This window comes from Acidovorax sp. SRI_002 (genome assembly GCF_057586455.1).
This window is the reverse complement of record NZ_JBYCZW010000012.1, coordinates 1-23,707: the sequence shown is the minus strand read 5'-3', so window position 1 is coordinate 23,707 and position 23,707 is coordinate 1. Positions and strand designations below refer to the sequence as shown.

Sequence of the window (23,707 nt, the reverse complement as noted above, 5' to 3'; positions counted from 1 at the left end):
ATTTCTCGTAAGAGGTAGCTTGCAGTGCCTACAAATCGGGCGACGCAAGCTACCAATTGGAGGTGAACCTCAAAAATCCAGACTGACGGTCCCGCGTTCCGGATGGGGCGCCGCGCCGCTGCTCGGCTGCATGTAGTTCACTCAAGTGTTGGCAGGTGCATGCGTGGGCACAGCGGAGAACGCAGGCGCATTCGCTCATCTAGCCACTGGCCCTTGCACCGAAACTGCGCGTAATCCACCGGATTAGAAGTCCGCAACCTTGCCCCATGCTGAATTCCGGAAACGCGCCGGATCGTATGGGCGTGGGTCGAAGATGGGCTCCACACCTGTGACCAAATCGGCGATCAGATGGCCAGCCCCGGGACCAATACCGAAGCCATGACCCGAGAAGCCTGCCGCGAGAATGAAGCCAGGCAGTTCAGCCACTTCGCCGATCCCGGGGACACCATCGGGGGTGTTGTCCACAAAGCCCGCCCAGGCACTGGCGACACCAGTCTTGTTGAGAGCAGGCAACAAATCGATGGCACGCTCATAGGTCTGGCGCACTGCGGCGGCATCGGGGCGGGGGTTGAGGATCCGCATGCGCTCCATGGGGGTCGGGGCGTCCAATTGCCACCTGGCGAGCGTTTCGTGACCACCGCGCAGTCCCTCTAGACCACCCGGAAAAACGTTGCGCCAGCGTTTGGCAAACATGGGCAGGAACTGTGGTGCAAAACGCAGCAGCTGCGGCGTAGGGTCAACCCGCCCCCGCCCGCTAATGGCCAAGTTGTAGCTGCCATCGCTGCGGCGTGTGACGGAAACGCGCGCAGTGTGCAGCGCATCCGGAAGGCGTTCGGCTGCGCCAGAGACACGCACGATAGTTTGGCGGACTGTGGCCTGCGGGAATCGTATGCCTAGCTGGCGGCAGAACGACGATGCCCACGCGCCACCCGCATAGACAACGGTGTTGGTCTTGATCGTACCGGCCTCAGTCACCACACCGCTCACACGCCCTGCCTCACGCTCAATCCCGCGTGCAGCGCAGTTCTGAAGAACGGTACCGCCCAGTTTCAAAAAGGCCGCAGCCACAGAAGGTGCTGCTTTACCAGGGTCGGCAGTGCCGTCACTGGGCGAGAATACGCCCCCTTTCCAAGTACGTCCCGTGGTCCGGCCGCGTTCGCTGGCCTCGCGGCCACTGAGCATATGAGTGGTCACACCCGCAGTTTTTGCAAAGTCGCGCCACCGGGCCCAGCGCGCAATTTCTGCCTCATCGTTGCTGAGGTAGAACAGGCCACAACGTTTGAACCCCGTGTCTTCGCCCGTTTCTGCGGCGAACTGTTCCCAGAGTTCGAGGCTCCGAGTTGCCATCGGTAGCTCGCGCGCGTCGCGATTCTGCTGACGGCACCAGCCCCAGTTGCGACTAGATTGCTCTGCACCGATGCTGCCCTTTTCGAGCACCACGACGGAGAGGCCTCGTCGAGCCATGTAGTAGGCCGCGAATACACCGATGATTCCGCCGCCAATGACGACGGCATCTGCGTGCGTCGGCACTTTTCGCGAACTCTCGATGATGCGCAGGGGCTGCAGAATGGCGGTGCGGTCCGCAGCTTCAGCGCTGGGGTGGTAGTGCGTTGTCATAGGCCAATTCATGTGGTGGATGGTAGGTGTGGCATATCGAATGGGGTACCGAATTGGGTGAGCTTGGCGAGGGTTCTTGTTCTCGATACAGCGCCGCTAAAAAGTCAGCGTTGAGCGCCTCGCAAGGCAGCCGGAAATCGGCTGGCGTGAGGCCTGTCACTCACAGCAAGTGCAACCTGCGGCCGCTATCTATTCGGAGTGGAGCGTCTCGGGCAGCATGGCTTGGTTGAGGACAGCCCATTCGCTCTGTCCTGGCTCTGCGCATCAACCACCGGGGTCGTCTCGCGTCTCAGAGCCGCAGGACTTGCTTAGTGCTGGTGCGGAAACAGGCGTTCGATCGGACAGTGTGTTTTGATGAATGGCGACTTGATGACGATGTAGCTGAAGTATTTGGAGATACCCAGATTGCGCTCAAGCAGGTCTTCAATCACTTCTTGATAGTGATTTACACCCCGAGTCAGAAAGCGCAACAGATAGTCATAGCCTCCGCTGACCAAGTGACATTCGAGCACTTCGTCTACCTCGCGAATGGCTGTCTCAAAGCGGGCAAAGTCTTCGCGGCGATGATCGGAGAGGGTCACCTCTGTGAACACGGTGAGCGTGTCGCCCAGCTTCTCTAGCCGCAAGTGGGCGCCATACCCAGCGATGTATCCCGCCTGCTCCAGACGCTTGACGCGGATGAGGCAGGGGCTGGGAGACAAGCCCACCGCGTCCGCCAGATCGACATTGGTCATCCGCCCATTTTTCTGCAACTGCGCGAGTATGCGCAGGTCCAGGCGGTCAATTTTGAAGGCTTCAGTCATCATGGTCTCCTGGTGCACAGGGAAGAAGAGGTGACAGACATTTTGCTTCGGCGTCAGCGTAGGCTGGAGTGGGAGTTACACCGCGTCAGTCTTTCAGGGCGGCACGCACCTCAGGGGCGTTGAGCACGTCATCCAAAGTCTTTTTCAAGCGCTCAAACATCAAGCCGAAATCGGACTCAGTGAAGGTCAACGCCGGAGCAAAGCCCAAAATGTTGTCGCCAAACGCACGGAACACGATGCCGTTGCGGTAGCTGGTGGCCGCCATGCGGCCAGGCAGGTCCAGCGTGGCATCGAAGCCCGCCTTGGTGGCCTTGTTGCTAACGAGCTCCAGTGCGCCGAGCAGGCCACGGTGGCGCGAGTCGCCCACCAGCGGGTGGGTCAGGAGGTCGTCCAAGCCCTGCGCGAACACCGGAGCTACGTGATGGCCATTGACCAGAACGCCTCCTTCGTCATACAGACGGAGCACCTCCAGCGCCACGGCGGCGCTCACCGGGTGGGCGGAGTAGGTGGCGCCGTGGCCAATGGGGGCGCCTTTGGGGGCTCCGTCGGCGATGGCTGCATAGACCTTGTGGCTCATCAGCGTGGCGCCCATGGGCACGTAGCCGGAAGTCAGACCCTTGGCCACGGTCATCAGATCGGGGTCCACGCCTTCGGCGTCGCAGGCGAACATGGGGCCAGTACGCCCGAAGCCGGTGATGACCTCGTCCACCACGAACAGGATATCAAGCGCTCTAGCAGCCTCGCGCATGGCCTTGAGCCAGCCCTGCGGTGGCACGATGACCCCACCCGAGCCTTGGATGGGCTCACAGAAAAATGCCGCCACGTTTTCGGCGCCTAGCTCGGCCACCTTGGCCTTCAGGGCCGCGACCGACGCATCGATGATGGCTTGGCCGTCCGCCGGGTTTGCCGCGCGGTAGGGGTTGGGCGATGGAATGTAGTGCTGCGTGGGCAGCGGCAGGTCAAACCCGCGATGGAATACGGGCAGCGCAGTGAGGCCTGCGCCAGTGGACGACGAGCCGTGGTATCCGCGCTCCAGAGCGATGAAGTGCTTCTTGGCAGGTTTTCCAATGGCGTTGTAGTACTGAACGATGAAGCGCACCGCAGCATCCACCGATTCAGACCCGCCCAGCGTGAGGTACACGTGCTGCAGCGATGCGGGCGAAATCTGCACCAATTTTTCGGCGAGACGGATGGCGGGCTCGCTGCTGAAGTGGAAGTAGCCGGTGGCGTAGGGCAGCTTGCGCATTTGCTCGGCTGCGGCCTGCACCACGCTCTCTTGTCCGTAGCCCACGTTCACGCACCACAGGCCTGCAAAGGCATCCAGCAACTGGTAGCCCCGGCCGTCCGTGAGCCAGATGCCCTGCGCGGCCGTGAGAATGTTAGGGCCGCGCGCTTCGTGCGTGCGCCAAGGGGACACGGGGTGGATGAGGTGGGCGCGGTCCAGAGCGTCCAGTGCTGCGATCTGGGGAAGGGCTTCGGAGTGAGTCATTGCAGTATCCATGGGTGGCAAGGCACAAGGTCAGAAGACAAGGTGGCAGGCGCTAAAACACCTGTCGTCAATTGCCTCTAGGTTAGGGCGAATAGCGACCAAGGTGATGCTGCTTTGAGGATGCCGGACGAAGTAGCGTGCGGTTGTTGGAGGGGCAGACAGCACTTCGTTTGGTTGCTGCCTCCTGGGCGCGTTCATGCACGGAGTTACCTCAGAGCTAACAGCTGCCCATGACAGAGTTCTATGAAGGCGATATTTGCCATTGCGTTCGAAATACGGGTTCTTCCCAGGGGACCGGCAATCGCCTCCCCGCATGACCAGACATTCGACGCGGCCACCGCTCAACAGCGATGGCAAAAAGTGCCAGACATCCCGTTGATTGACAACGAATCTGCGTGCAGGCCGCTGCGATATGGCATCTCCTGAAAGGGGGGCAACCATAGACTTATTCCGTCTCAACGCAGAGGATCAAACCATGACATTCAAACCCAAATTCATCAGCTTCGATTGCTACGGAACCCTCATCAACTTCGAGATGGGGCCGACGGCCAAGGTCCTGTTTAAGGACCGTGTGCCAGCCGAGCGCATGCCGGCGTTTCTGGAAAGTTTCCGCGCCTATCGCCTCGACGAGGTGCTGGGTGACTGGAAGCCCTTTTTTGATGTGTTGGAAAACTCCATTCAACGCACTTGCACGAAGCATGGCGTCGAATGCCTGCCATCGGATGCGACTGCCTTGTACGCAGCAGTGCCGACCTTTCAGCCCCACCCGAACGTCGTGGAAGTGCTGGAAGCCATCGCACCGCACGTGCCGTTGGTGATCTTGTCCAACTCGATGGTTGACCTCATCCCCCACAGCGTCGCGCACCTCAAGGCCCCGTTCCACAAGGTCTACACCTCCGAGGAAGCGCGCGCCTACAAGCCGCGCATGCAGACCTTCGAATACATGTTCGACCAGCTCGGTTGCGGGCGCATGGCTAGGTGATGCCTGCTATTGAAGTAGCTGAGGCAGTTGGAGATGCCGTAGTTCGCTCATCTTTTGCTGAGTCGCTCAGCCACCTGCATATATCTCAGCAAGATCGCACAGATCCCAGTTTCCACCGGTCAGAACTACACAGACTTTTTCATCAGGCTTGAGCTCTACGCTACCAGCCAACAAGGCTCCAATGCCAATGGAGGCCGCCGGCTCCGCGATCAGCTTCGCATCCTTTGCTAACGCGCGCATACCCGCAACTATGTGCTCGTCATCAACCAGGATGATTTCGTCCACATACTTTTCGATGATGGGATAGGGATTCTGTCCCGGAACGCTGATGCGTAGGCCATCTGCAATGGTGTTCTTGAGCGGCAGCGAGGTGCGCTCCTTGTGGAGTCGGCTGTGGAAGTACTTGGGCGTCAAGGCGGGCTCAGCGCCGATGACCCGCACTGAGGGCCTGGTTTCCTTGATGGCGGTGGCAATGCCGGAGATGAGACCGCCTCCGCCCATTGGGATGATCACTGTGTCCACGTCGGACAGGTCTTCGAGGATTTCACAGCCAATGGTCCCCTGGCCCGCCATGACCAGCGGGTCCTCGAACGCATGCACGATGGTGTAGTGGTTCTGTGCTGCGATTTCGTACACATGCTGCCACCTGGCTGCGGTGTCGCCGTCAAACAGAATCACCTCCGCGCCCATCGCCCGGGTATTTTCCACTTTGATGCTCGGCGTGGTGACGGGCACGACCAGGATGGCCTTCACGCCCAGCATGCGCGCGGCATAGGCCAGGCCCTGGGCGTGGTTTCCCGAAGAGGTGGCGATGATGCCGTGGGCCAGGGCCTCGCGCGGCAGCGACAGCGACTTGTTCAGCGCGCCCCGGATCTTGAAAGCGCCGGTGATCTGTAGTGTTTCGGGCTTGAGGTACAACTGGCACCCGAGCGCGGGTTCCATCTTCTCGGCACGCAGCAAGGGTGTGTGCCGGATGTGGGGCCTCAGGCGTTCGCGGGCTTGGAGAATGTCCTGAAGGGTGGGGTGTTCAAGCAGGGAAATCATGATGAAATGAACTCAAAGGCCGTGCCGACCTGGCCAGCAATGGCATTGCGGTAGATGCGGGCTGCGGTGGTGTTGTCCTGAATGGCCATGCCCGTGGAGTCGAAGATCGTGATTTCGTCCTCCCGTTCGCGCCCGGACTTTTTGCCTAGCAGAATTTCGCCGAGTTCTGCGTGGATGTCTTCCTTGCGAATGATGTTGCTGTGTAGCGGATGCCAGGTCTCGCCCTTCTCCAGGCACTGCGCAATGGAGTCATTGACAATCTTGGCTCCCCTGAAAATCTCGGGCTCGAACTCCTGCTTTCCATATGTGTCGGTTCCAATGGCCACGATGTGCGTTCCGGGGCGCACCCAGGCCGCTTCCACCAGCGAGCCTTTTCCTCGCGTGGTAGTGACAAGGATGTCGGCCTGCTCTACCGCCGCTTGCTTGGAGTGGGCGGCCACGACTGGAATGCCGAAATCGTGCTCGATATCGGCTTGGTACTGGGCCAGGGTCTCGGGGTGATGGTCCCAGGCGTGAATGGTCTCGATCTGCATCACCTCGCGGATCGCGCGGATCTGCATCCGCGCCTGGTTGCCGGTGCCAATGGAGGTGACGGTCTTTGCGTTTTTGCGCGCAAGGGCCTTCACCGACACCGCTCCGGCCGCCCCAGTGCGCAGGCCGGTGAGCAGGCTGCCGTCCATCACGCAGATGAGCGCGCAGGTCCGCGCATCAAACAGGAGGACGGTGCCCATGCCGCTGGGCACGCCGTACTTGGTGGGGTTGTTCGGAAAGCCGCCGGACGAGGCCTTCATCGAGATGATCTCGTTGGCGGCGCAGTGGCTGAGCTTGAAATCGATCTCGCCCCGGGGCGGGGGCAGGTGGATGCAGGTGTAGGGTGGTTGGGTCACCTGGCCGCTGTTGAGGGCCTTGTAGGCCTCCTCCACTGTCTCGATTACTTCGCGCATGTGGATCAATCGGCCCACATCTCCTTTGTTGAGCAGCAGCGTTTTCATAGGGGTTGTACTTCTGAAGATTGATCGGGATGGAGCGGGCTTCAGTAGCCCAGCGTCCGGTCTACCAGCCCCACCATGGGCAGTCCCTGACGGTACCGGCTCAGGTTCTCGATCACGGCGTCGACCGCCGTCTCTGGCTGTGTCATGCTGGCGATGTGCGGCGTGAGTACCACCTGGGGGTGCGTCCAGAACGGATGGTCGGGTGGCAGCGGCTCGGGCTCGCAGACGTCTAGTACGGCGTTCCCCAACTGCCCTGCGTTCAGCGCACGCAGCAGGTCGTCTTGCACCAGATGTCCGCCACGGCCCACGTTGATCACGGTGGCACCACGGGGTAACTGGTCAAAGAGCGTTTGGCAGAGGATGCCGCGCGTGCCGTCGGTCAGTGGGAGCAGGCAGACCAGGATGTCGGTGCGCGCCAGCAGGTCCTGTAGACCTTGGGGCCCATGGTGGCACTCCACTCCGTAGAGCTGCTGTGGTGACCGGCTCCAGCCCGCGCACGGGAAGCCGAAGCTGCGCAGCCGTTCCAGCACTGCGCGGCCCAGCGTTCCCAGCCCGAGAACTCCCACGCGGCGCGACGAGGCCGGTTGCACGCGGTGCGCCTGCCAGATGCCGGCGCGTTGCTGGTCCTGGTAGGTGCGCCAGCTGCGATGTTGAGACAGCACAGCCAGAGTCACATACTCAACCATGCCCTGGACGATGCCGGACTCGACCATGCGCACCACCGGCAGCCTGGGAGGGATGGCCGCGAAGTCGAACTGGTCGGTGCCAGCGCCCGTGGAAAACAGGATCTCCAGGTTGGGGAACTGCGCAGCCAAATCTTGCGGCAGCTGCCACGCGGCCAGAAAGCGAACCGCTTGTGGGTCGCCGATGTCGGGCCAGATGCGAAAAGGCAGCTCCGGCATCTTGCGGGCCAACAGCTCGGCCCACACCGCGCCGCGCACTGGGTCGGCTTTGTAGAGAAAGGTCATGTCAGAACTTGGGTTTGCGGCCAAACCGGCCGTTTACTTGGGACGGTAGATCACGTACACCTTCGCCACCTGCTCGCGGCTGTCCCAGGTGCAGCGCGCGCCTTGCTCGACGAGGAAGATGTCGCCCTTGGAGAAGGTGGCGCAGCGGCCCGTTTCATCCACAAAGTCCACACTGCCCTGGAGCAGGTGCATCAGCTCGTAGTGTTTGTAGAAGAGCGGGCGGCGCGCATAGGGCGTGGAATCCCAGGTGCCGCACATGAACTCGCCATCAGCCGATTGGTAGTCGGTGAAATTGCGGCAGGAGGGGGCAGGCGTGGTCAACAGGTCCAGGGGTGGCGTTCCCGAGGGCTTGAGTTCGGGTGATTGCTGAATGGGCACGATCACACCGCTGCCGGGCTGACTGAGGTTGTAGCGCGTGAAGATGAGCGATACCGGCGCCGATGCCGACCAAGTGAACTCCGCGCCGTGCGGGATCACGGCGCTCTGGCCGGGCTCCAAGGTCAGCGTGGTGTTCTGGCGCTCGCCCTGTTGGACGAGCGTCAAGCGTCCTTCGTGGACGATGATGAACTCATCTGCGGGCAAGGTCGGCACCGTGCCGCCGCCAGCTTCGAGCATGATGACGCCCGCCGTCACTGGGCCACCGGGCGCCCAGTCCAGCGCGCGACGCTGGACAAGAAAGGGGTCGTCCCCTGCCGAGGACTCCATGGCTACGCCTTGGCGGGCATCCCGCGCAAACGCGCGCAGGTCGATGAAAGAGGGAACCGGGGTGGCTTCGGCCGCTGGGGCCAGGGCGGACTGCAGTTTGGACATGCTGGTTTTAATGGAAGGAGCAGGAAGAAGGTGCGGTGGAGCGCAGGGGTTATGCCGCTTGGGCCACAGGCTCTGCAAATCGGCCGATGTGGTACTGCCCGATAGGCGTGCTGGTTGCGCCGGTGTGGATCAGCTCTGCCATCACGTCGCCCACGCCGGGACCCAGCTGGAAACCATGGCCCGAGAAGCCGAAGGCGTAGTGCAGGCCAGGCACGCGAGCGCTGGGGCCCATCACGGGGCGACTGTCCTGCATGTAGCCTTCGATGCCGCTCCACACGCGGATGATGTTCAGGCGATTGAAGGTTGGCACCACGCGTGGCAGCTGGGCGAGCGTCATCAGTGTGCGGCGAGGGTGTACGTGGGCACGTAGGTTTTCCATGTCCACGGGCTCGTGGCCACCGCCGCCGATGACGATGTTGCCGCGTGCCACCTGTCGGAAGTAGACGATTTCCTCTGGCACATCGGTGGCCAAGCCGATCGTTGGGGCAATAGCGTAGGGCACCGGCTCTGTCACGCACATCTGTGGCCCCTTGACCTGCAGCGGCACTGGCTCGCCGAAGGCTGCGCTGATGCGGTCGCCCCATGCGCCGGCAGTGACCAGCACGACGGGCGACGCAAAATTGCGACCATCTGCTGCCTGCACCTGGAAGTCCTCGCCCGCTTTTTCAATGTGGACGATCTCGGTATTCTCAAACACCTGGGCGCCTTCACGCACCGCAGCACGCCCGAAGGCCGGCGCCGCCAGTCGTGGGTTGGCGTGGCCATCGTGCGGGGCGTAGCAGCCGGCCGTGACCTCCGGCCCCAGGAACGGAAAGCGCTCGCGTACCGCCTTGGCCGTCATCATCTGCAGGTCCAGGCCATAGGGCTGGGCATCGCGCGCATAGGCTTCCATACGTTCGGCATGCACCGGGCGGTAGCCCACGCGAAGGTGGCCGCTGAGCAGGAGCTCCACATCCTCGCCTATCAATTCCTTGAGGCGGCCCCAGACATCGCGAGAGCGGTTGGCCAGCGGCAATTGCTCAATGGCGCGGCCCTGCCGACGCACATTGCCGAAGTTGACGCCGCTGGCCTGCTGCCCGATCAGGCCGCGCTCCAGCAGGATCACCGAAACTCCGCGCTTGCGTAGAAAGAATGCGCTGGCCGCCCCCATGAAGCCGCCGCCCACGATGATCACATCTGCTTTCAGTGCGCTCATGCCGCTTTCTCCTCACGCACCGCGATGGACAGCGGCTTGATGGGCGCCTGGCCGCGCAGGCGGCCCACCTGTTCCACCGGTACTCCGGCTGCGCTGGCAATCACCTCGGCGCCCGCATGTCCGCAATACCTGCCCTGGCAACGACCCATGCCCACGCGGCTGAAGGCCTTGGCGCGATTGGCCTCTTGGGCGCGCATATTGCACACCACACGGCGTAGTTCGCCGGCGGTGATGGCTTCACAGCGGCAGACGATGGTCTCGTCAGGCAGCAGCGCGGCTTGGTGCGCGGGCCAGGGGAATGCTTTGGCAAGCCCCTGGCGAAAGCGTTCCATCGTGGCCTGTTGCGCGCGAAGCTGCTGCAGCTGGTCGTTGGCGACCTCCAAGCCGAAGTCCTTCAGCACGGCCATCGCGGCCAGGCGGCCCGAGATCTCGGCGGCGTCGGCGCCCTGCACGCGCATGCCGTCACCCGCCAGGTACACGCCGGGCACAGACGTGCGGCCGTCTTCGCGCACTTCGGGCAGCCATTGGCGCGTCTCGGGGGCGAAGTGAAACGCGCAGCGCGCCAGATCGGCCAATTGGGTTTCGGGCCGCAGGTGGTAGCCCATGGCTACCGCGTCGCACCCGAAGGTGTGGGTGGTGCCACTGGCGTCGCTCACCACCACACCCTGCACACCCGTTTCCGTATCGCCAGTGATTTCCATTGGCGTGATGCCCGTCAGCACCTGTACCCCAGCACGCTTGATGCTGGCCACGAGCGCCACCCCATTGAGCAGCACCGAGGGCCGAGCCAGAAGCTTGGGCAGCGCCGCAAAACGACCTGCCAACGGCGATGTGTCCAGCACGGCCGACACGTGCGCCCCCGCCTTGAGGTACTGTGACGCCACCAGGTAGAGCAAAGGCCCGGTGCCCATGAAGATCACCCGGCGGCCTATCGCGCAGGCCTGGGCTTTCAAGGCGATCTGGGCCGCACCCAGGCTGTAGGTGCCCGCCAGCTGCCAACCCTTCACGGGCATCAGTCGGTCGGTCGCGCCCGCGCAGATCACCAGCGCATCAAAGGGCAGGGTCGAGGCACGCTCGCCGCACGCCACATGCACCTGCTGGTCGGCAATGTTCCAGGCCAGCGTATGGGGTAAATAGTCGATCTGGTCGCGCAGCATATCGAAACTTGCATGCAGCGCCTCTGCGCGCCCGGCTTCGGTGCCGTAGAGCTTGGCGTAGGGGCGTGTGAAGTTGTCGGGCTGGCGGCGGTAGATTTGTCCGCCGTCGCGCTGGTTCTCGTCCACAACCGTGGGGCGCAGACCGGCTGCTGCCAGGGTCTGTGCGCAGCGGACCCCTGCAGGGCCTGCGCCGATGATGACTACGCGCTGTGGTTGGGCCATGTTGCCTCCGGTTGTTGGGTCACGATGTGCATGCCTTCTTCCACTGTGGTGGAGCAGGCGCGCAACCGGTGGCCGTCAGCGGTCCACACCCAGCAGTCCTGGCAGGCACCCATCAGGCAAAATCCCGCGCGTTTTCCATCCCCGAATTCAGACTCGCGCAGGTGCCGCGTGTGGCTGAGCAAGGCGACCATCAGCGTGTCGCCAGCGAGTGCGGCGGCCATCTCCCCGTCGATCACGATACGCACGCGGGCGCGGGCCTCCTCTGCCAGACGGAAAAATCGTTGGCTCATCTCATGTCTCCTATTGCCTGCCGTTGTCCTGGCAGGTCGATGGAATCAGCGGGCTTTCAGCAGAGCGCCTGGGTCACGATGGCGAACATCCCGGGCGCGCCTTCAGGGTGCTGCAGCGGTGCGCCACGCACCATGGTGGTGGGGGCGTCCACGCGCAGCAGGCCGATGCTCTCCAGCCACTCGGCCAGGCCGGAGGAGAAGTCGATGTCTATGCGGGTGAAGCGCCCCGCATTCATGCCGGCCAGGTGGGCAATCAGCGCCTTAGCGCTTTCCGCGTCGGGCGCAACCACGGGGCCGATGACATGGCCGCGGCCAAAGCGGCGCAGGATGGCAAAGCCCTTTTGGGTGCCCTCGTGGTCCAGCACCACGCAGGCGTCCGCCTGTGCGATCAGCTCGTCGATGAGCGCAGCCCGGGGCATACCGCGCGCGTCCCGGTCCAGCTGGTGCAGGGCGGCGGCTTCGTTCAGCCCTGAGGGGCGCAGACGCCAGCCAGCGGGTAGCGCAATGAGCGGGGTGGGCTGTGCCATGCCTTGGTGCTGGCGGATCTCTCCGGTGCGTACAAAGCCCAGCCGCTCGTACAGGCCCCTGCCTTCTGCGGTGGCCTGCAGCAGCACGGTTCGGTCGTCCATGTCTTCCAGTAGCGCACTCATCAGCCGATGGCCGATGCGCCGACCCTGGCAGGCGGGCGACACAATCACCAGGCCGATGGTGGCGTGGTGGTCGCCCCAGAGCCAGCGCTGGGCCGTGGCCACCACCTTGCCATCGCGCTCGGCCACCAGGCCTTCGCTGTGGGCGAACATCTGCTCCCAGTCCACAGGGCGATGGGGCCAGCGCTGCTCTGCCGACAGTGCATGGGCCTGGGGCAAGTCGTCGGCGGTCATCGGGCGCAGCACTACACCGTCGTCGGCGACAGCAGCGTGTAAAGAGGAAACGGCGGGCTTCGGCGGCATAAAAAGCACCTCAAGGCAATGGAAATTGGTGCTTATCTTGGACGACATCGCGGCGTTGCACCAGCACCGAATTGGGGTTTGCCCGCAACTTGCAAGCATCGTCTGCGGACCCCTCTCGTTTTGCAATTTGCTGCCGCTTGGGAGGTCCTTATGGGCACAAATGCTGGGCCTTAGTGCCTAGCATCAACCATCTATTTCCACCTTCCGCCCGGACCTGCGGGCGACACCATTGCCATGCCACTTTTCGACCCTCAATCCATTGCGGTTGCGTCCGGCCATTTCATCGGCGGCCAGCTGGTTTCTGACACTGGGCGCCTTACGGTGTTGCGCCCCTCTGATGGGCAGGCGCACGCCGAACTGCCTGTGGCCGACGCATCAACCGTGGATGCAGCAGTGCAGGATGCATGGCGCGCTTGGCGCACTTCCGACTGGGCGCGCCGCGCTCCCCGGGATCGGGCCCGCGTCCTGCGCCGTTGGGCCGACCTGGTTGAGGCTGATGTGCAGCATATGGCTCCGCTGGAGGCCGTTTGCTCCACCCGTCCTGTGCGCGATGCTGCTGCGTGGGACGTGCCTTTCACCGCCGAGGGCCTGCGCTTCTTTGCCGAATATGCTGACAAGCTGGGCGGCGAGGTGGCCGCTACGCGACACGACCACCTCGGCATGGTGGTGGCTGAGCCCTATGGCGTGGTGGGGGCGATTACGCCCTGGAATTTTCCGCTGGTGATGGTGTCCTGGAAAGTGGGAGCGGCCCTTGCTGCGGGCAACGCCGTGGTGCTCAAACCCTCGGAGATGACACCATTTTCGGCTGTGCGCCTGGCTCAGCTGGCCATCGACGCGGGTGTGCCGCCGGGGATCTTCAACATCGTGCAGGGCGATGGCCGCGCGACGGGCGATGCGCTCACACGCCATGCGCTCATTGCAAAGATGACTTTTACCGGCTCCACGCGCACGGGTGCCGCCATCATGGCCAGTTGTGCGCTGCAGGGGCCTAAACCCGTAACGCTGGAGCTGGGCGGCAAGAGCCCGCAGCTAGTGTTTGACGACGCACCCGATGTGGACCGCCTCGCCGACATTATTGCTGGCGCCATCACCGGGAACGCGGGCCAGGTGTGCGTTGCGGGCTCGCGGCTCATCGTGCAGCGCGGCATTGCCGATGCACTGATGGAACGCTTGGCGCAGCGCTTTGCGGCTCTTCGCCCCGGGGCTACTTGGGATGCGCAGGCCACGCTCTCCCCCATCATCTCTGCACCGCAGGCCGCGCGTATTCTCGACATCGTGGAGCGATCGCGTGTCGCTGGAGCCCAAGTGCGCAGCGGTGGCGGTCTGTTTGAGGGCGGTCCAGGTGGTGCCTATTTCCAACCGACGCTGCTGGAGGGCGTATCAGCCGACAACCCTGCCGTACAGGAGGAGATCTTTGGCCCGGTACTGACGATGCAGACCTTCGACACTGAGGAGGAAGGATTAGCATTGGCTGCGCATGCGCATTACGGTTTGGCTGCAGGCGTACACACGGCTGACATTGGCCGGGCGCTACGTTCCATGCGAGGAATCTCTGCCGGAACGGTTTGGATCAACCGCTATGGGCGCAGCGCCGACTTCGTCATCCCTACAGGGGGGTATCACCAATCGGGCATTGGCAAGGATCTGGGGCGCCAGGCAGTGGAGGCCAATCTGCGCTTCAAAAGCGTGCTGATCGACTTTGCTGCGGCGCACTAATGGTGCGGTTTTGCACCCATGCTGTGCGCACCACACGACATGCCAAACGCCCCCACGCAATGCGCAACTTTGTCGCGTGCAAGGGCCCTATTTCCCAACACGTTCTGCGTTGTGAAGTGCTCCAATCAATTCGACATCACTTTGTCGCAAACAGTAATTTCGAGATGCGATTGGCGACGATCGGCAACCTAACTTTGAAGGAACAGAGACCATGACTTTTCGCCCCAAGTACGTGACTTTCGACTGCTACGGTACGCTCACCCGGTTTCGCATGGCCGAGTTGACGCGCGAGCTGTTTGCTGACCGTATTCCAGCCGAGCGCATGGAGCAGTTCATTGCTGACTTCACCGCCTATCGCTTCGACGAAGTGCTGGGCGACTGGCAGCCCTACGACGTGGTGCTGAAGAATGCGGTGCGTCGTTTGTGCAAGAAATGGAAGATCCAGTACTTCGACACCGATGGTCAGACGTACTACGACGCCGTACCCACGTGGGATCCGCACGCTGATGTGCCAGCCGGCTTGGCCAAAGTGGCCAAGGAGATCCCGCTGGTCATCATCTCCAACGCCATGGATAGCCAGATCCAGAAGAACGTGGCCATGCTGGGCGCGCCCTTTCATCGCGTGTACACCGCCCAGCAGGCCCAGGCTTACAAGCCGCGCCTGAAGGCTTTCGAATACATGCTCGACTCGCTGGGCTGCAACCCAGAGGATGTGTTGCATGTGTCCTCCAGCCTGCGCTACGACCTGATGTCGGCAGACGACATTGGCATCGTCAACAAGGTTTATGTGAACCGCGGCCACGGCCCGGGCAACCCTGCCTACCGTTACACCGAGATCCAGGACATCGGCGGCCTGCCCGGCGTGGTGGGTCTCTGATCGCGCTGCACCGCCATACCCCTCCAATTTTTCCACGGCGTTCATCACCATGAAGCTCGATTCGTATTGGAACGATGGCTTGCCTATCTCGCAGGCGCCCGCTGCGGGCAGTCTGCCGACCAAGGTGGATGTGGCCATCGTGGGCGGCGGCTTCACTGGCCTATCGGCAGCCCTGGCTCTGGCCCGCCGGGGCGCGAGTGTGGTGGTGCTGGAGGCAGGGGCCACGGTGGCCCCCGAAGCCTCGGGCCGTAACGGCGGACATGTGAACAACGGCTTGGCCGTGGACTACGCGGACGTGGCTGCACGGGTGGGTGTGCCCCAGGCGCGAGCCTGGTACCAAGCCTATGACGATGCGGTCGACACCGTGGCCCGGCTGGTAGCCGATGAGGACATCGACTGCGACTTTCTGCGCCACGGCAAGCTCAAGCTGGCTACGCGGCCTCACCAGATGGAATCACTGCAGCGCAGCGCTGAACGGCTGATTGCCGATGGCGTGGACACCGATGTGGAGGTGTTCGATGCCGCCCGCGTGCGCAGCGAAGTGCAAAGCGAGCGTTTTCACGGCGGCCTGTTCTACAAGCGCAGCGCGCAGATGCACATGGGTCGTTTTGCCCAGGGGCTGTCCCATGCTGCACAGCGCCAGGGTGCTGAGATCTACACCGGCACGCGGGTAGACCGCCTGGAGCGCGTGCAGGGGCATGCCCACCGCTTGCATACCAGCCATGGTGTGGTGGCCGCTGATCAGGTGCTGTTGGCCACGGGTGCTTCGCGCCACGGCGGCTACGGCAGCTTCGGCTGGCTGCGGCGGCGCATCGTGCCGATTGGCAGCTTCATCGTGGTGACGGAGCCTTTGGGCGCCGAACGTGCGAATGCACTGCTGCGTGAACGCCGCACCTACACAACCATTGCCAATATCCACCACTACTTTCGCCTCACGCCGGACCATCGCTTGGTGTTCGGGGGGCGCGCGCGTTTTGCCATCTCCAGCCCGCAATCAGACGCCGCCAGCGGGGAGATCCTGCGCGCGGGCCTGGCAGAGACCTTTCCGCAACTGGGCCCGGTTCGTCTCGACTACTGCTGGGGCGGCCTGGTGGATGTGACGCAAGACCGCCTGCCCCAGGCGGGCGAGCGCGACGGCGTCTTCTATTCGATGGGCTACAGCGGCCATGGCACGCAGATGTCTGTGCATATGGGCCAGCGCATGGCTGCGGTAATGGCAGGCGATGCTGACGCCAATCCCTGGAAGAACCGGCGCTGGCCTGCTATCCCGGGGCATTTCGGGCCTCCCTGGTTTCTGCCTGCGGTGGGTCTGTATTTCCGGCTCAAGGACCGGCTGGCCTGAAATTGGGCCTGGCTCGCAGCCAATCTTTTCCTTTCTGACAACACAACCCTGCGATCCATTTTTCAACGAGGAGCATGACCATGAGCGATAGCCACAAAAAATTTGAGCAACTTGTCGGTCCCGGCGAGAGCCTTCGCGTGATGAACTCGCTCAAGCGCGGCGCAACCCGGCGCGACGTGCTGGCCATGTTGACCGCATGCGGCATGCAGGCCACGGTGGCGGGGGGCATTGCCAGCCTGGCCACATCGGCCCATGCGCAGACCCCCAAGCGCGGAGGGCGCATTCGTGTTGCGGGCGCCACGGCCTCGGCCAACGACACGCTGGACCCTGCCAAGCAGTCCAACCAGACGGACTACTCGCGCTGCAACATGCTCTACAACGGGCTCACGTCGCTGGACGCCACGCTTTCGCCCCAGCCGGCGCTGGCCGAATCGTTCAACACGCAGGACGCCAAGACCTGGGTCTTCACCCTGCGCAAGGGCGTGGTGTTCCATGACGGCAAGGCGCTGTCGCCCGCCGACGTGGTGTTCTCGCTCATGCGCCACAAGGACCCGGCCACGGCCTCCAAGGCCAAGGTGCTGGCCGAGCAGATCGACACCGTGCGTGCCAGCGGCCCGAACGAAGTGACCATCGTGCTGTCGGCGCCCAACGCCGACCTGCCCGTGATTCTGGGCACCTCGCACTTCCAGATCGTCAAGGAAGGCACCACCGACTTCACTGCGGGTATCGGCACCGGCCCCTACAAGCTCAAGGAGTTCAAGCCCGGCGTGCGCTCCGTCCATGTTCGCAACGACGCTTACTGGAAGCCCGGCAAGCCCTACCTGGATGAAATCGAGTTCGTGGGCATCGGCGACGAAAACGCCCGTGTCAACGCCCTGCTGTCGGGCGGCATCGACCTGGTGGGCGTCATCAACCCCCGCTCGGTGGCGCGCGTCAAGGGAACGGCGGGTTTTGCCATCATGACCACGCAATCGGGCCAATACACTGATCTCATCATGCGCAAGGATGTGGGCCCTGGCATGAACCCCGACTTTGCCCTGGCGATGAAACATCTGTTCGACCGCGAACAGATGAAAAAGACCATCGCACTGGACCATGCTGTGTTGGGCAACGACCAGCCCATCGACCCCACAAATCGCTTTTACTTCAAAGACCTGCCGCAGCGTCCGTTTGACCTGGACAAGGCCAAATTCCACCTGCAGAAGTCGGGTGTGACCGGGAAGATTCCTGTGGTCACCTCGCCCGCAGCTATGTACTCGGTGGAAATTGCATTGCTGCTACAGCAGGCAGGCCAGCGCATTGGCCTGGATCTGGATGTCAAGCGGATGCCTGCCGATGGCTACTGGTCCAACCATTGGCTGAATAGCCCGGTCGGTTTTGGAAATGTGAACCCGCGACCGAATGCCGACACCATCCTCACGCAGTTTTTCAAGTCAGATGCGACCTGGAACGAATCGCGCTGGAAGAGCACCCAGTTTGACCAACTCCTGCTGGCCGCGCGTTCCGAAGTCGATATCACCAAGCGCAAGCAGATGTATGCGGACATGCAGACCATGATCCACAACGACGCGGGCATCGGCATCCCCATGTTCTTGGCCAGCATCGACGGGCACAGCACCAAGCTCAAGGGCTTGTCGCCGATTCCGATTGGTGGGCTGATGGGCTACATGTTTGCAGAAAACGTGTGGCTGGACGCCTGAGCCACGGCGACGCCTCGCACAAGCCTCTTTGCCCTTGAACGATCCGGTCATGAATGCCCCCCACATCACCTCGAGAAGCCTGCTGGAGCCGCGCGATCATGCGCCGCTGCTGCGGGCCCTTGCACGCGGCGCCACGCGCAGAGATGTGATGGCGATGTTCATGGCTGCCGGCATGCAGGTGGGTGCAGCGGGTGTCATGGCTGGGTTGGCAGCTACTGCTCACGCGAGCACTCCCCGGCGCGGTGGGCGCATCCGTGTGGCGGGTACCACCACCACAGCCTCCGAGACACTGGACCCGGCCAAGCAGGCCAACCAGATGGACTATGCGCGCGGCCACATGCTCTACAACGGGCTGACGGCGCTGGATGGGGCGCTTACCCCCCAGCCCGCGCTGGCCGAGTCCTTTTCCACACAGGACGCGAAGACCTGGGTCTTTACTCTGCGCAAGGGTGTTGAGTTCCACGACGGCAAAGCGCTTTCGTCGGCCGATGTGGTGTTCTCGCTGCTGCGTCACAAAGACCCGGCCACGGGTTCCAAGGTCAAGGCGCTGGCTGAACAAATTGCTTCGGTGCGCGCAACTGGACCTGCTGAAGTGACGCTGGAGCTCGCCGCGCCGAATGTGGACATGCCAGCCATTCTTGGGACTTTCCACTTCCATATCGTCAAAGCGGGCACTACCGATTTCTCCAAAGGCATCGGCACCGGCCCGTTCAAGCTCAAGGAGTTCACGCCAGGCGTGCGCTCCGTGGTGGTGCGGAACGAGCGCTACTGGAAGCCCGACCGGCCCTACCTCGACGAGATCGAATTTACCGGCATTGCTGACGAGAAGGCGCGTGTCAGCGCCTTGCTGCATGGCGATTTCGACCTTGTGGCGGGCATTGATCCGCGCTCGGTCGGGCGCGTAAAGAGCGCCAAGGGTTACGCCATCTTCACCACGCAAGGGTCGCACTACACCAACCTTGTCATGCGCCGAGACACTGGGCCGGGTGCAAACGCCGACTTCGTGCTGGCGATGAAGCACCTGATGCACCGCGAGCAGATGCGCAAGATCGTGGCGCTGGACCATGCGCTGGTCGCCAATGACCAGCCCATCAGCCCTACCAGCCGCTTTCACTTTGATGAGTTGCCGCAGCGTCCTTTCGACCTAGACAAGGCCAAGTTCCACTTGAAGAAATCCGGCGTAACAGGGCCCGTGCAGGTGGTGGCATCTCGCGCGGCCATGTATTCGCTAGACATGGCCCTGATGCTGCAACAGTTTGCGCAGCTGATCGGCCTGGAACTGGATTTGCAGCAGGTGCCGGCCGACGGCTATTGGTCCAAGCATTGGCTCAGCAGCGCGGTGGGCTTTGGAAACATCAACGCCCGCCCCACAGCTGACACCATCCTTACCCAGTTCTTTAAATCAGACTCTGCTTGGAATGAATCACGCTGGAAGTCCGAGCGGTTTGACCAATTGCTGCTGGTTGCCCGCGCCGAACTGGATGTGGGCAAACGCAAGCAGATGTACGCCGATATGCAGACGATGATCCACCACGATGCCGGTGTTGGAATCCCGTTGTTCCTGGCCAGCATTGACGGGCATTCCAGTCGTCTCAAGGGCCTGCAATCCATTCCACTTGGCGGGTTGATGGGCAACGCGTTCGCCGAGCACGTCTGGGTGGACGCCTGATAACCGAATTCCAAGAATATGAGACACGCAAAACCATGAATAACGTCATTTTGTCATTGCTGATCAAACGGATCGCGCTCGCTTGTGTGTCGCTGCTCGTGGTGTCTGCCATCGTGTTTTCGATTACCGCAGTGCTGCCGGGCGATGCGGCGCAGGAGCAGTTGGGCCAGGACGCAACCCCTGAAGCGCTGGCGGCCCTGCGTGCGCAAATGGGACTCAATGTGCCAGCCCCCGAGCGCTACGTGAAGTGGCTGTGGGGCGTGGTGCAGGGCGACCTGGGGCAATCCATCACCACGCGGTTGCCGGTGGCCGAGCTGGTGGCCAGCCGCCTGCCCAACTCGCTGCAGCTGGCCGCAGTCACGGCCCTGTTCTCGGTTCCCATCGCGCTGCTGTTCGGCATCTTGTCGGCAGTGCTGCGGGGTTCGTGGCTTGACCGCATTGCCTCCAGCCTGTCGGTGGCGGTGGTGTCCGTCCCTGAGTTTTTGGTGGCTACGCTGGCGGTGCTGGTGTTCGCCGTGCAGCTGCGCTGGCTGCCAGCGCTCTCGTACGTGAACGATATCGAATCCATGGGACAGATGCTGCGCGCATACGCCATGCCCGTTCTCAGCCTGTGTTGCGTGATCGTGGCGCAGATGATGCGCATGACGCGCGCTGCGGTGATCGACCAACTCGAAGCGCCCTACATCGAGATGGTGCGGCTCAAGGGAGCATCGCCCCTGCGCATGGTGCTCGCCCATGCATTGCCCAACGCGGTAGGGCCTATTGCCAATGCGGTGGCGCTGTCGCTGTCGTACTTGTTGGGGGGGGTGATCGTGATTGAAACCATCTTCAACTATCCGGGAATTGCCAAGTTGATGGTGGACGGGGTGATTCAGCGCGACATGCCGCTGGTGCAGACCTGCGCCATGATTTTTTGTACCGGGTATTTGCTGCTGGTCACGCTCGCTGACGTTTGCGGAATCCTGGCAAACCCGCGTCTGCGCCACCGTTGAAGCCCCAGTCTGGAGAATTTTCTGATGCATTCGCTTCCCCCTTCCCCGACTTCAGGTGCTTCTTCGCTGCCACCTGCCCCCGACCGTGGCCGGACCTTGCGCTGGCTTGCGGGCTTTGGATTCTCCGGCCTGGTTGGGTTGGTGATTCTTGTGTTCTGGTTGCTCACCGCACTGCTGGGACCGTCGTTGCTGCCCCGCCATCTGGTGGACCTACAAGCCTCGGTGGTCTATGCGCCAATTGACTTTCAGCATTGGTTAGGTACGGACTACCTTGGTCGCGACATGCTGGTGCGAGTGGTACAGGGTGCGCGCTACACCGTAGGCGTGGCCTTGGTGGCCACCTTGATTGCGAGCAGCACGGGAACGGTGCTGGCGCTGCTGGCAGCAGCCACGGGATCGTGGGTGGACGCCTTCCTGAGCCGGCTGCTGGACACGCTGACTTCCATTCCCAGCAAGATGTTCGCGCTGGTTCTGGTGGCTGGCTTCGGCTCGTCCATCGGCATGCTGGTGTTTACCGCAGCACTGCTGTATGTGCCCGGAGCCTTCCGAATCGCTCGCTCGCTGGCCGTGAACATCAACGCGCTGGACTACGTGACCGTGGCCCGTACGCGGGGCGAGGGAACGCTGTACATCATGTTGCGCGAGATCTTGCCCAACATCATTGGCCCCATCCTGGCAGACCTTGGGTTGCGCTTTGTGTATGTGGTGCTGCTGCTGGCCAGCCTGAGCTTCTTGGGTCTGGGTATTCAACCTCCCGAAGCCGACTGGGGTTCGCTGGTGCGGGAAAACGTTGACGCGCTAGCCAACGGCGGCGCAGCGGTGATTGCTCCGGCCCTGGCCATCGCCAGCTTGACCATCTCGGTCAATTTGGTCATCGACAACCTGCCGGGCCGTGCGGCCCGCGAACGTCAAGGACATTGAACATGGGCGCTTCAGTCGTTGTGAAAGGCCTGCACATCACCGCAGGCGATCAGACTCTGGTGGACCACCTGAGCTTTGTCATTGAGCCGGGCGAGGTGCTGGCACTCATCGGTGAATCCGGGTCAGGCAAAACCACTACGGCGTTAGCCCTGATGGGCTACGCACGCCATGGCTGCGCGATCACGGGCGGCAGCGTGCGCATTGGCGACACCGATGTGCTGGGTTTGTCACCGGCCGGTCAACGGGCGCTGCGAGGACGCACCGTGTCGTATATCGCGCAGAGTGCGGCGGCATCGTTCAACCCCTCGCGCACCATCATGGACCAGGTGGTGGAGCCCGCGCGCATCCACGGCACCATGCCCCGTGCCGAGGCCGAGGCCAAGGCTGTACAACTTTTCAGCGAGCTGGCGCTGCCCAATCCTGAAACCATCGGCCAGCGTTACCCACACCAAGTGTCTGGCGGGCAGCTGCAGCGACTGATGGCGGCCATGGCACTCATCACCGACCCGGACCTGGTCATCCTGGATGAACCCACCACAGCGCTGGATGTGACTACGCAAATAGAGGTGCTGCGCGCTTTCCGCCGTGTGGTGCGCGAGCGGCGAGCCACGGCCGTGTACGTCAGCCACGATCTGGCTGTGGTGGCGCAGATGGCGGACCACATCCTCGTGCTGCGTGGCGGCCAGATGCAAGAGGTGAACTCCACCGCGCAGATCCTCGCCAAACCTGCGCATGAGTACACCCAGAGCCTGCTGGCAGCCGCACGCCCTGCGCCGCGCGCCACCGGCCATTGCAAGGGCGAGGGTGAGCTACTGCTGGAGGTGCGCGAGCTCTCGGCCGGATACGGCCCTGTGGATTCGAAGGGACAGCCTGCAACGCTGATCCTGGAGGACATCAATTTCAAGCTGTACCGTGGCCAGGCCATCGGTGTGATCGGCGAATCCGGCTCGGGCAAGACCACGCTGGCGCGAGCGGTTGCCGGGCTGATCGCGCCCAGTAAGGGCAGCATGCTTTTCAAAGGCCACACGCTTCAGCCTGACCTACGCCAGCGCAGCAAGGAAGATTTGCGGCAGATCCAGATCGTCTTCCAGATGGCGGACACGGCGTTGAACCCTTCGCAGACCATCGAGCGCATCCTGGCGCGACCGCTGCAGTTCTATAAAGGCATGCAGGGGCCTGCGCTGCAGCGGCGTATCCATGAGCTTCTGGATCTGGTGCGGCTACCGCATTCTGTGGCGCAGCGTCTTCCGGGCGGCCTCTCAGGCGGGCAGAAGCAGCGGGTGAACCTGGCGCGTGCCTTGGCCGCTGAGCCCGACCTGATCCTGTGCGATGAAGTGACATCGGCACTTGACACCGTGGTGGGGGCCGCCGTGCTGGACTTGATGGCAGACCTGCGCCGCGAGCTGGGCGTCTCGTATCTGTTCATCAGCCACGATCTGCACACCGTGCGGGCCGTGTGCGACGAGATCATCGTGATGCAGCATGGCCGCAAGCTCGACCATGTTGTGCGCGCCGACTTTGACCGGGGCCCGCACCATCCGTACTACGAACTCCTGGCCGCCTCGGTGCCCGAGCTACGCCAGGGTTGGTTGGAAGAGCGGGACCTTCAGGTCACCCATGCGGTCGCGCCTGTGGCGCTGGCGGCGTGAGCGCCATGCTGCGAATGAATCTAGGAAGGAGCACCCATTCATGATCCCGATATTCCGCATCGCCGTCCTGCCCGGAGACGGCATCGGCAAAGAAGTCATGCCCGAGGGCCTGCGCGCCATCCAGGCCGCCGCCGCCCGCTTTGGCTTTGAACTGCAGTTGCACGAATTCGAATGGGCCAGCTGCGACTACTACGCCGCCCACGGAAAAATGATGCCCGACGACTGGAAGGCGCAACTGTCGGGCATGGACGCCATCTTCTTCGGTGCCGTGGGCTGGCCCGCCACCGTGCCCGACCATGTGTCGCTGTGGGGATCGCTGCTC

The 23,707-nt window shown here is 62.8% G+C and carries 21 protein-coding genes; 10 read left to right on the top strand and 11 right to left on the bottom strand.

Annotated features, from left to right (window positions below; genetic code table 11):
- Positions 1–243: 243 nt before the first annotated feature.
- The 3 genes from AC2YJX_RS25770 to AC2YJX_RS25760 form a co-directional block, all read right to left on the bottom strand.
- Entirely contained in the window at positions 244–1,569 is a 1,326-nt protein-coding gene (locus tag AC2YJX_RS25770; protein ID WP_487257698.1) for an NAD(P)/FAD-dependent oxidoreductase, read from the bottom strand.
- Positions 1,570–1,925: 356 nt separating this feature from the next.
- Positions 1,926–2,420 carry an Lrp/AsnC family transcriptional regulator gene (locus AC2YJX_RS25765; RefSeq protein WP_487257684.1) on the bottom strand — a complete coding sequence of 165 codons (495 nt, stop codon included), beginning with the start codon at positions 2,418–2,420 and terminating at the stop codon, positions 1,926–1,928.
- 85 nt (positions 2,421–2,505) lie between these two features.
- Positions 2,506–3,909 carry an aminotransferase class III-fold pyridoxal phosphate-dependent enzyme gene (locus AC2YJX_RS25760; protein ID WP_487257683.1) on the bottom strand — a complete coding sequence of 468 codons (1,404 nt, stop codon included), beginning with the start codon at positions 3,907–3,909 and terminating at the stop codon, positions 2,506–2,508.
- Positions 3,910–4,384: 475 nt separating this feature from the next.
- On the opposite strand from AC2YJX_RS25760, the gene AC2YJX_RS25755 reads away from it, so the two are divergent.
- A complete protein-coding gene (locus AC2YJX_RS25755; protein ID WP_487257682.1) occupies positions 4,385–4,891 on the top strand; it encodes an HAD family hydrolase in 507 nt (168 codons plus the stop codon).
- A gap of 66 nt (positions 4,892–4,957) precedes the next feature.
- On the opposite strand, the gene AC2YJX_RS25750 is transcribed toward AC2YJX_RS25755, so the two are convergent.
- The 8 genes from AC2YJX_RS25750 to AC2YJX_RS25715 are packed head-to-tail and all read right to left on the bottom strand — an operon-like array spanning position 4,958 to position 12,519.
- Complete coding sequence (locus tag AC2YJX_RS25750) at positions 4,958–5,935, bottom strand: threonine ammonia-lyase (protein WP_487257681.1); 978 nt, start codon at positions 5,933–5,935, stop codon at positions 4,958–4,960.
- Entirely contained in the window at positions 5,932–6,927 is a 996-nt protein-coding gene (locus tag AC2YJX_RS25745; RefSeq protein WP_487257680.1) for an ornithine cyclodeaminase family protein, read from the bottom strand. Before AC2YJX_RS25745 ends, AC2YJX_RS25750 begins: the two co-directional genes overlap by 4 nt.
- 41 nt (positions 6,928–6,968) lie before the next feature.
- The gene (locus AC2YJX_RS25740) at positions 6,969–7,895 is read right to left on the bottom strand and encodes a 2-hydroxyacid dehydrogenase (RefSeq protein WP_487257679.1); all 927 of its coding nucleotides are present in this window, start codon (positions 7,893–7,895) and stop codon (positions 6,969–6,971) included.
- A 33-nt stretch (positions 7,896–7,928) separates the two neighbouring features.
- Positions 7,929–8,705: a cupin domain-containing protein gene (locus AC2YJX_RS25735; RefSeq protein WP_487257678.1), complete on the bottom strand. Its 777-nt coding sequence runs from the start codon at positions 8,703–8,705 to the stop codon at positions 7,929–7,931.
- 49 nt (positions 8,706–8,754) lie between these two features.
- A complete protein-coding gene (locus tag AC2YJX_RS25730; protein ID WP_487257677.1) occupies positions 8,755–9,900 on the bottom strand; it encodes an NAD(P)/FAD-dependent oxidoreductase in 1,146 nt (381 codons plus the stop codon).
- Entirely contained in the window at positions 9,897–11,279 is a 1,383-nt protein-coding gene (locus tag AC2YJX_RS25725; protein WP_487257676.1) for an FAD/NAD(P)-dependent oxidoreductase, read from the bottom strand. Before AC2YJX_RS25725 ends, AC2YJX_RS25730 begins: the two co-directional genes overlap by 4 nt.
- Positions 11,258–11,569: a (2Fe-2S)-binding protein gene (locus tag AC2YJX_RS25720; RefSeq protein ID WP_487257675.1), complete on the bottom strand. Its 312-nt coding sequence runs from the start codon at positions 11,567–11,569 to the stop codon at positions 11,258–11,260. Before AC2YJX_RS25720 ends, AC2YJX_RS25725 begins: the two co-directional genes overlap by 22 nt.
- 56 nt (positions 11,570–11,625) lie before the next feature.
- Positions 11,626–12,519: a GNAT family N-acetyltransferase gene (locus AC2YJX_RS25715; RefSeq protein ID WP_487257674.1), complete on the bottom strand. Its 894-nt coding sequence runs from the start codon at positions 12,517–12,519 to the stop codon at positions 11,626–11,628.
- 234 nt (positions 12,520–12,753) lie between these two features.
- Between AC2YJX_RS25715 and AC2YJX_RS25710 the strand changes: the two genes are divergently transcribed.
- The 9 genes from AC2YJX_RS25710 to AC2YJX_RS25670 all read left to right on the top strand — a co-directional run.
- Positions 12,754–14,235 carry an aldehyde dehydrogenase family protein gene (locus tag AC2YJX_RS25710; protein ID WP_487257673.1) on the top strand — a complete coding sequence of 494 codons (1,482 nt, stop codon included), beginning with the start codon at positions 12,754–12,756 and terminating at the stop codon, positions 14,233–14,235.
- Between the two features lie 211 nt (positions 14,236–14,446).
- Entirely contained in the window at positions 14,447–15,112 is a 666-nt protein-coding gene (locus AC2YJX_RS25705) for a haloacid dehalogenase type II (protein WP_487257672.1), read from the top strand.
- A 49-nt stretch (positions 15,113–15,161) separates the two neighbouring features.
- A complete protein-coding gene (locus AC2YJX_RS25700; protein ID WP_487257671.1) occupies positions 15,162–16,454 on the top strand; it encodes an NAD(P)/FAD-dependent oxidoreductase in 1,293 nt (430 codons plus the stop codon).
- Positions 16,455–16,534: 80 nt separating this feature from the next.
- Positions 16,535–18,154: an ABC transporter substrate-binding protein gene (locus AC2YJX_RS25695; RefSeq protein ID WP_487257670.1), complete on the top strand. Its 1,620-nt coding sequence runs from the start codon at positions 16,535–16,537 to the stop codon at positions 18,152–18,154.
- Positions 18,155–18,302: 148 nt separating this feature from the next.
- Positions 18,303–19,823, top strand: a complete 1,521-nt coding sequence (locus tag AC2YJX_RS25690) for an ABC transporter substrate-binding protein (RefSeq protein WP_487257697.1) — start codon at positions 18,303–18,305, stop codon at positions 19,821–19,823.
- A 35-nt stretch (positions 19,824–19,858) separates the two neighbouring features.
- A complete protein-coding gene (locus AC2YJX_RS25685) occupies positions 19,859–20,815 on the top strand; it encodes an ABC transporter permease (protein WP_487257669.1) in 957 nt (318 codons plus the stop codon).
- A 24-nt stretch (positions 20,816–20,839) separates the two neighbouring features.
- Positions 20,840–21,736, top strand: a complete 897-nt coding sequence (locus AC2YJX_RS25680; RefSeq protein ID WP_487257668.1) for an ABC transporter permease — start codon at positions 20,840–20,842, stop codon at positions 21,734–21,736.
- 2 nt (positions 21,737–21,738) lie between these two features.
- Positions 21,739–23,385 (top strand): ABC transporter ATP-binding protein, encoded by a 1,647-nt coding sequence (locus AC2YJX_RS25675; RefSeq protein WP_487257667.1) that lies wholly within the window; start codon positions 21,739–21,741, stop codon positions 23,383–23,385.
- A gap of 40 nt (positions 23,386–23,425) precedes the next feature.
- On the top strand, positions 23,426–23,707 hold a 282-nt coding region (locus AC2YJX_RS25670), incomplete at its 3' end, for an isocitrate/isopropylmalate family dehydrogenase (protein ID WP_487257666.1).

Coding starts and splice junctions, on each gene's coding strand:
- AC2YJX_RS25715 (WP_487257674.1), bottom strand. CDS start 12,519: ATGCCGCCGAAGCCCGCCGTTTCCTCTTTACACGCTGCTGTCGCCGAC.
- AC2YJX_RS25730 (WP_487257677.1), bottom strand. CDS start 9,900: ATGAGCGCACTGAAAGCAGATGTGATCATCGTGGGCGGCGGCTTCATG.
- AC2YJX_RS25675 (WP_487257667.1), top strand. CDS start 21,739: ATGGGCGCTTCAGTCGTTGTGAAAGGCCTGCACATCACCGCAGGCGAT.
- AC2YJX_RS25685 (WP_487257669.1), top strand. CDS start 19,859: ATGAATAACGTCATTTTGTCATTGCTGATCAAACGGATCGCGCTCGCT.
- AC2YJX_RS25750 (WP_487257681.1), bottom strand. CDS start 5,935: ATGATTTCCCTGCTTGAACACCCCACCCTTCAGGACATTCTCCAAGCC.
- AC2YJX_RS25690 (WP_487257697.1), top strand. CDS start 18,303: ATGGCGATGTTCATGGCTGCCGGCATGCAGGTGGGTGCAGCGGGTGTC.
- AC2YJX_RS25710 (WP_487257673.1), top strand. CDS start 12,754: ATGCCACTTTTCGACCCTCAATCCATTGCGGTTGCGTCCGGCCATTTC.
- AC2YJX_RS25745 (WP_487257680.1), bottom strand. CDS start 6,927: ATGAAAACGCTGCTGCTCAACAAAGGAGATGTGGGCCGATTGATCCAC.
- AC2YJX_RS25755 (WP_487257682.1), top strand. CDS start 4,385: ATGACATTCAAACCCAAATTCATCAGCTTCGATTGCTACGGAACCCTC.
- AC2YJX_RS25705 (WP_487257672.1), top strand. CDS start 14,447: ATGACTTTTCGCCCCAAGTACGTGACTTTCGACTGCTACGGTACGCTC.
- AC2YJX_RS25760 (WP_487257683.1), bottom strand. CDS start 3,909: ATGACTCACTCCGAAGCCCTTCCCCAGATCGCAGCACTGGACGCTCTG.
- AC2YJX_RS25765 (WP_487257684.1), bottom strand. CDS start 2,420: ATGACTGAAGCCTTCAAAATTGACCGCCTGGACCTGCGCATACTCGCG.
- AC2YJX_RS25695 (WP_487257670.1), top strand. CDS start 16,535: ATGAGCGATAGCCACAAAAAATTTGAGCAACTTGTCGGTCCCGGCGAG.
- AC2YJX_RS25740 (WP_487257679.1), bottom strand. CDS start 7,895: ATGACCTTTCTCTACAAAGCCGACCCAGTGCGCGGCGCGGTGTGGGCC.
- AC2YJX_RS25680 (WP_487257668.1), top strand. CDS start 20,840: ATGCATTCGCTTCCCCCTTCCCCGACTTCAGGTGCTTCTTCGCTGCCA.
- AC2YJX_RS25735 (WP_487257678.1), bottom strand. CDS start 8,705: ATGTCCAAACTGCAGTCCGCCCTGGCCCCAGCGGCCGAAGCCACCCCG.
- AC2YJX_RS25700 (WP_487257671.1), top strand. CDS start 15,162: ATGAAGCTCGATTCGTATTGGAACGATGGCTTGCCTATCTCGCAGGCG.
- AC2YJX_RS25720 (WP_487257675.1), bottom strand. CDS start 11,569: ATGAGCCAACGATTTTTCCGTCTGGCAGAGGAGGCCCGCGCCCGCGTG.
- AC2YJX_RS25725 (WP_487257676.1), bottom strand. CDS start 11,279: ATGGCCCAACCACAGCGCGTAGTCATCATCGGCGCAGGCCCTGCAGGG.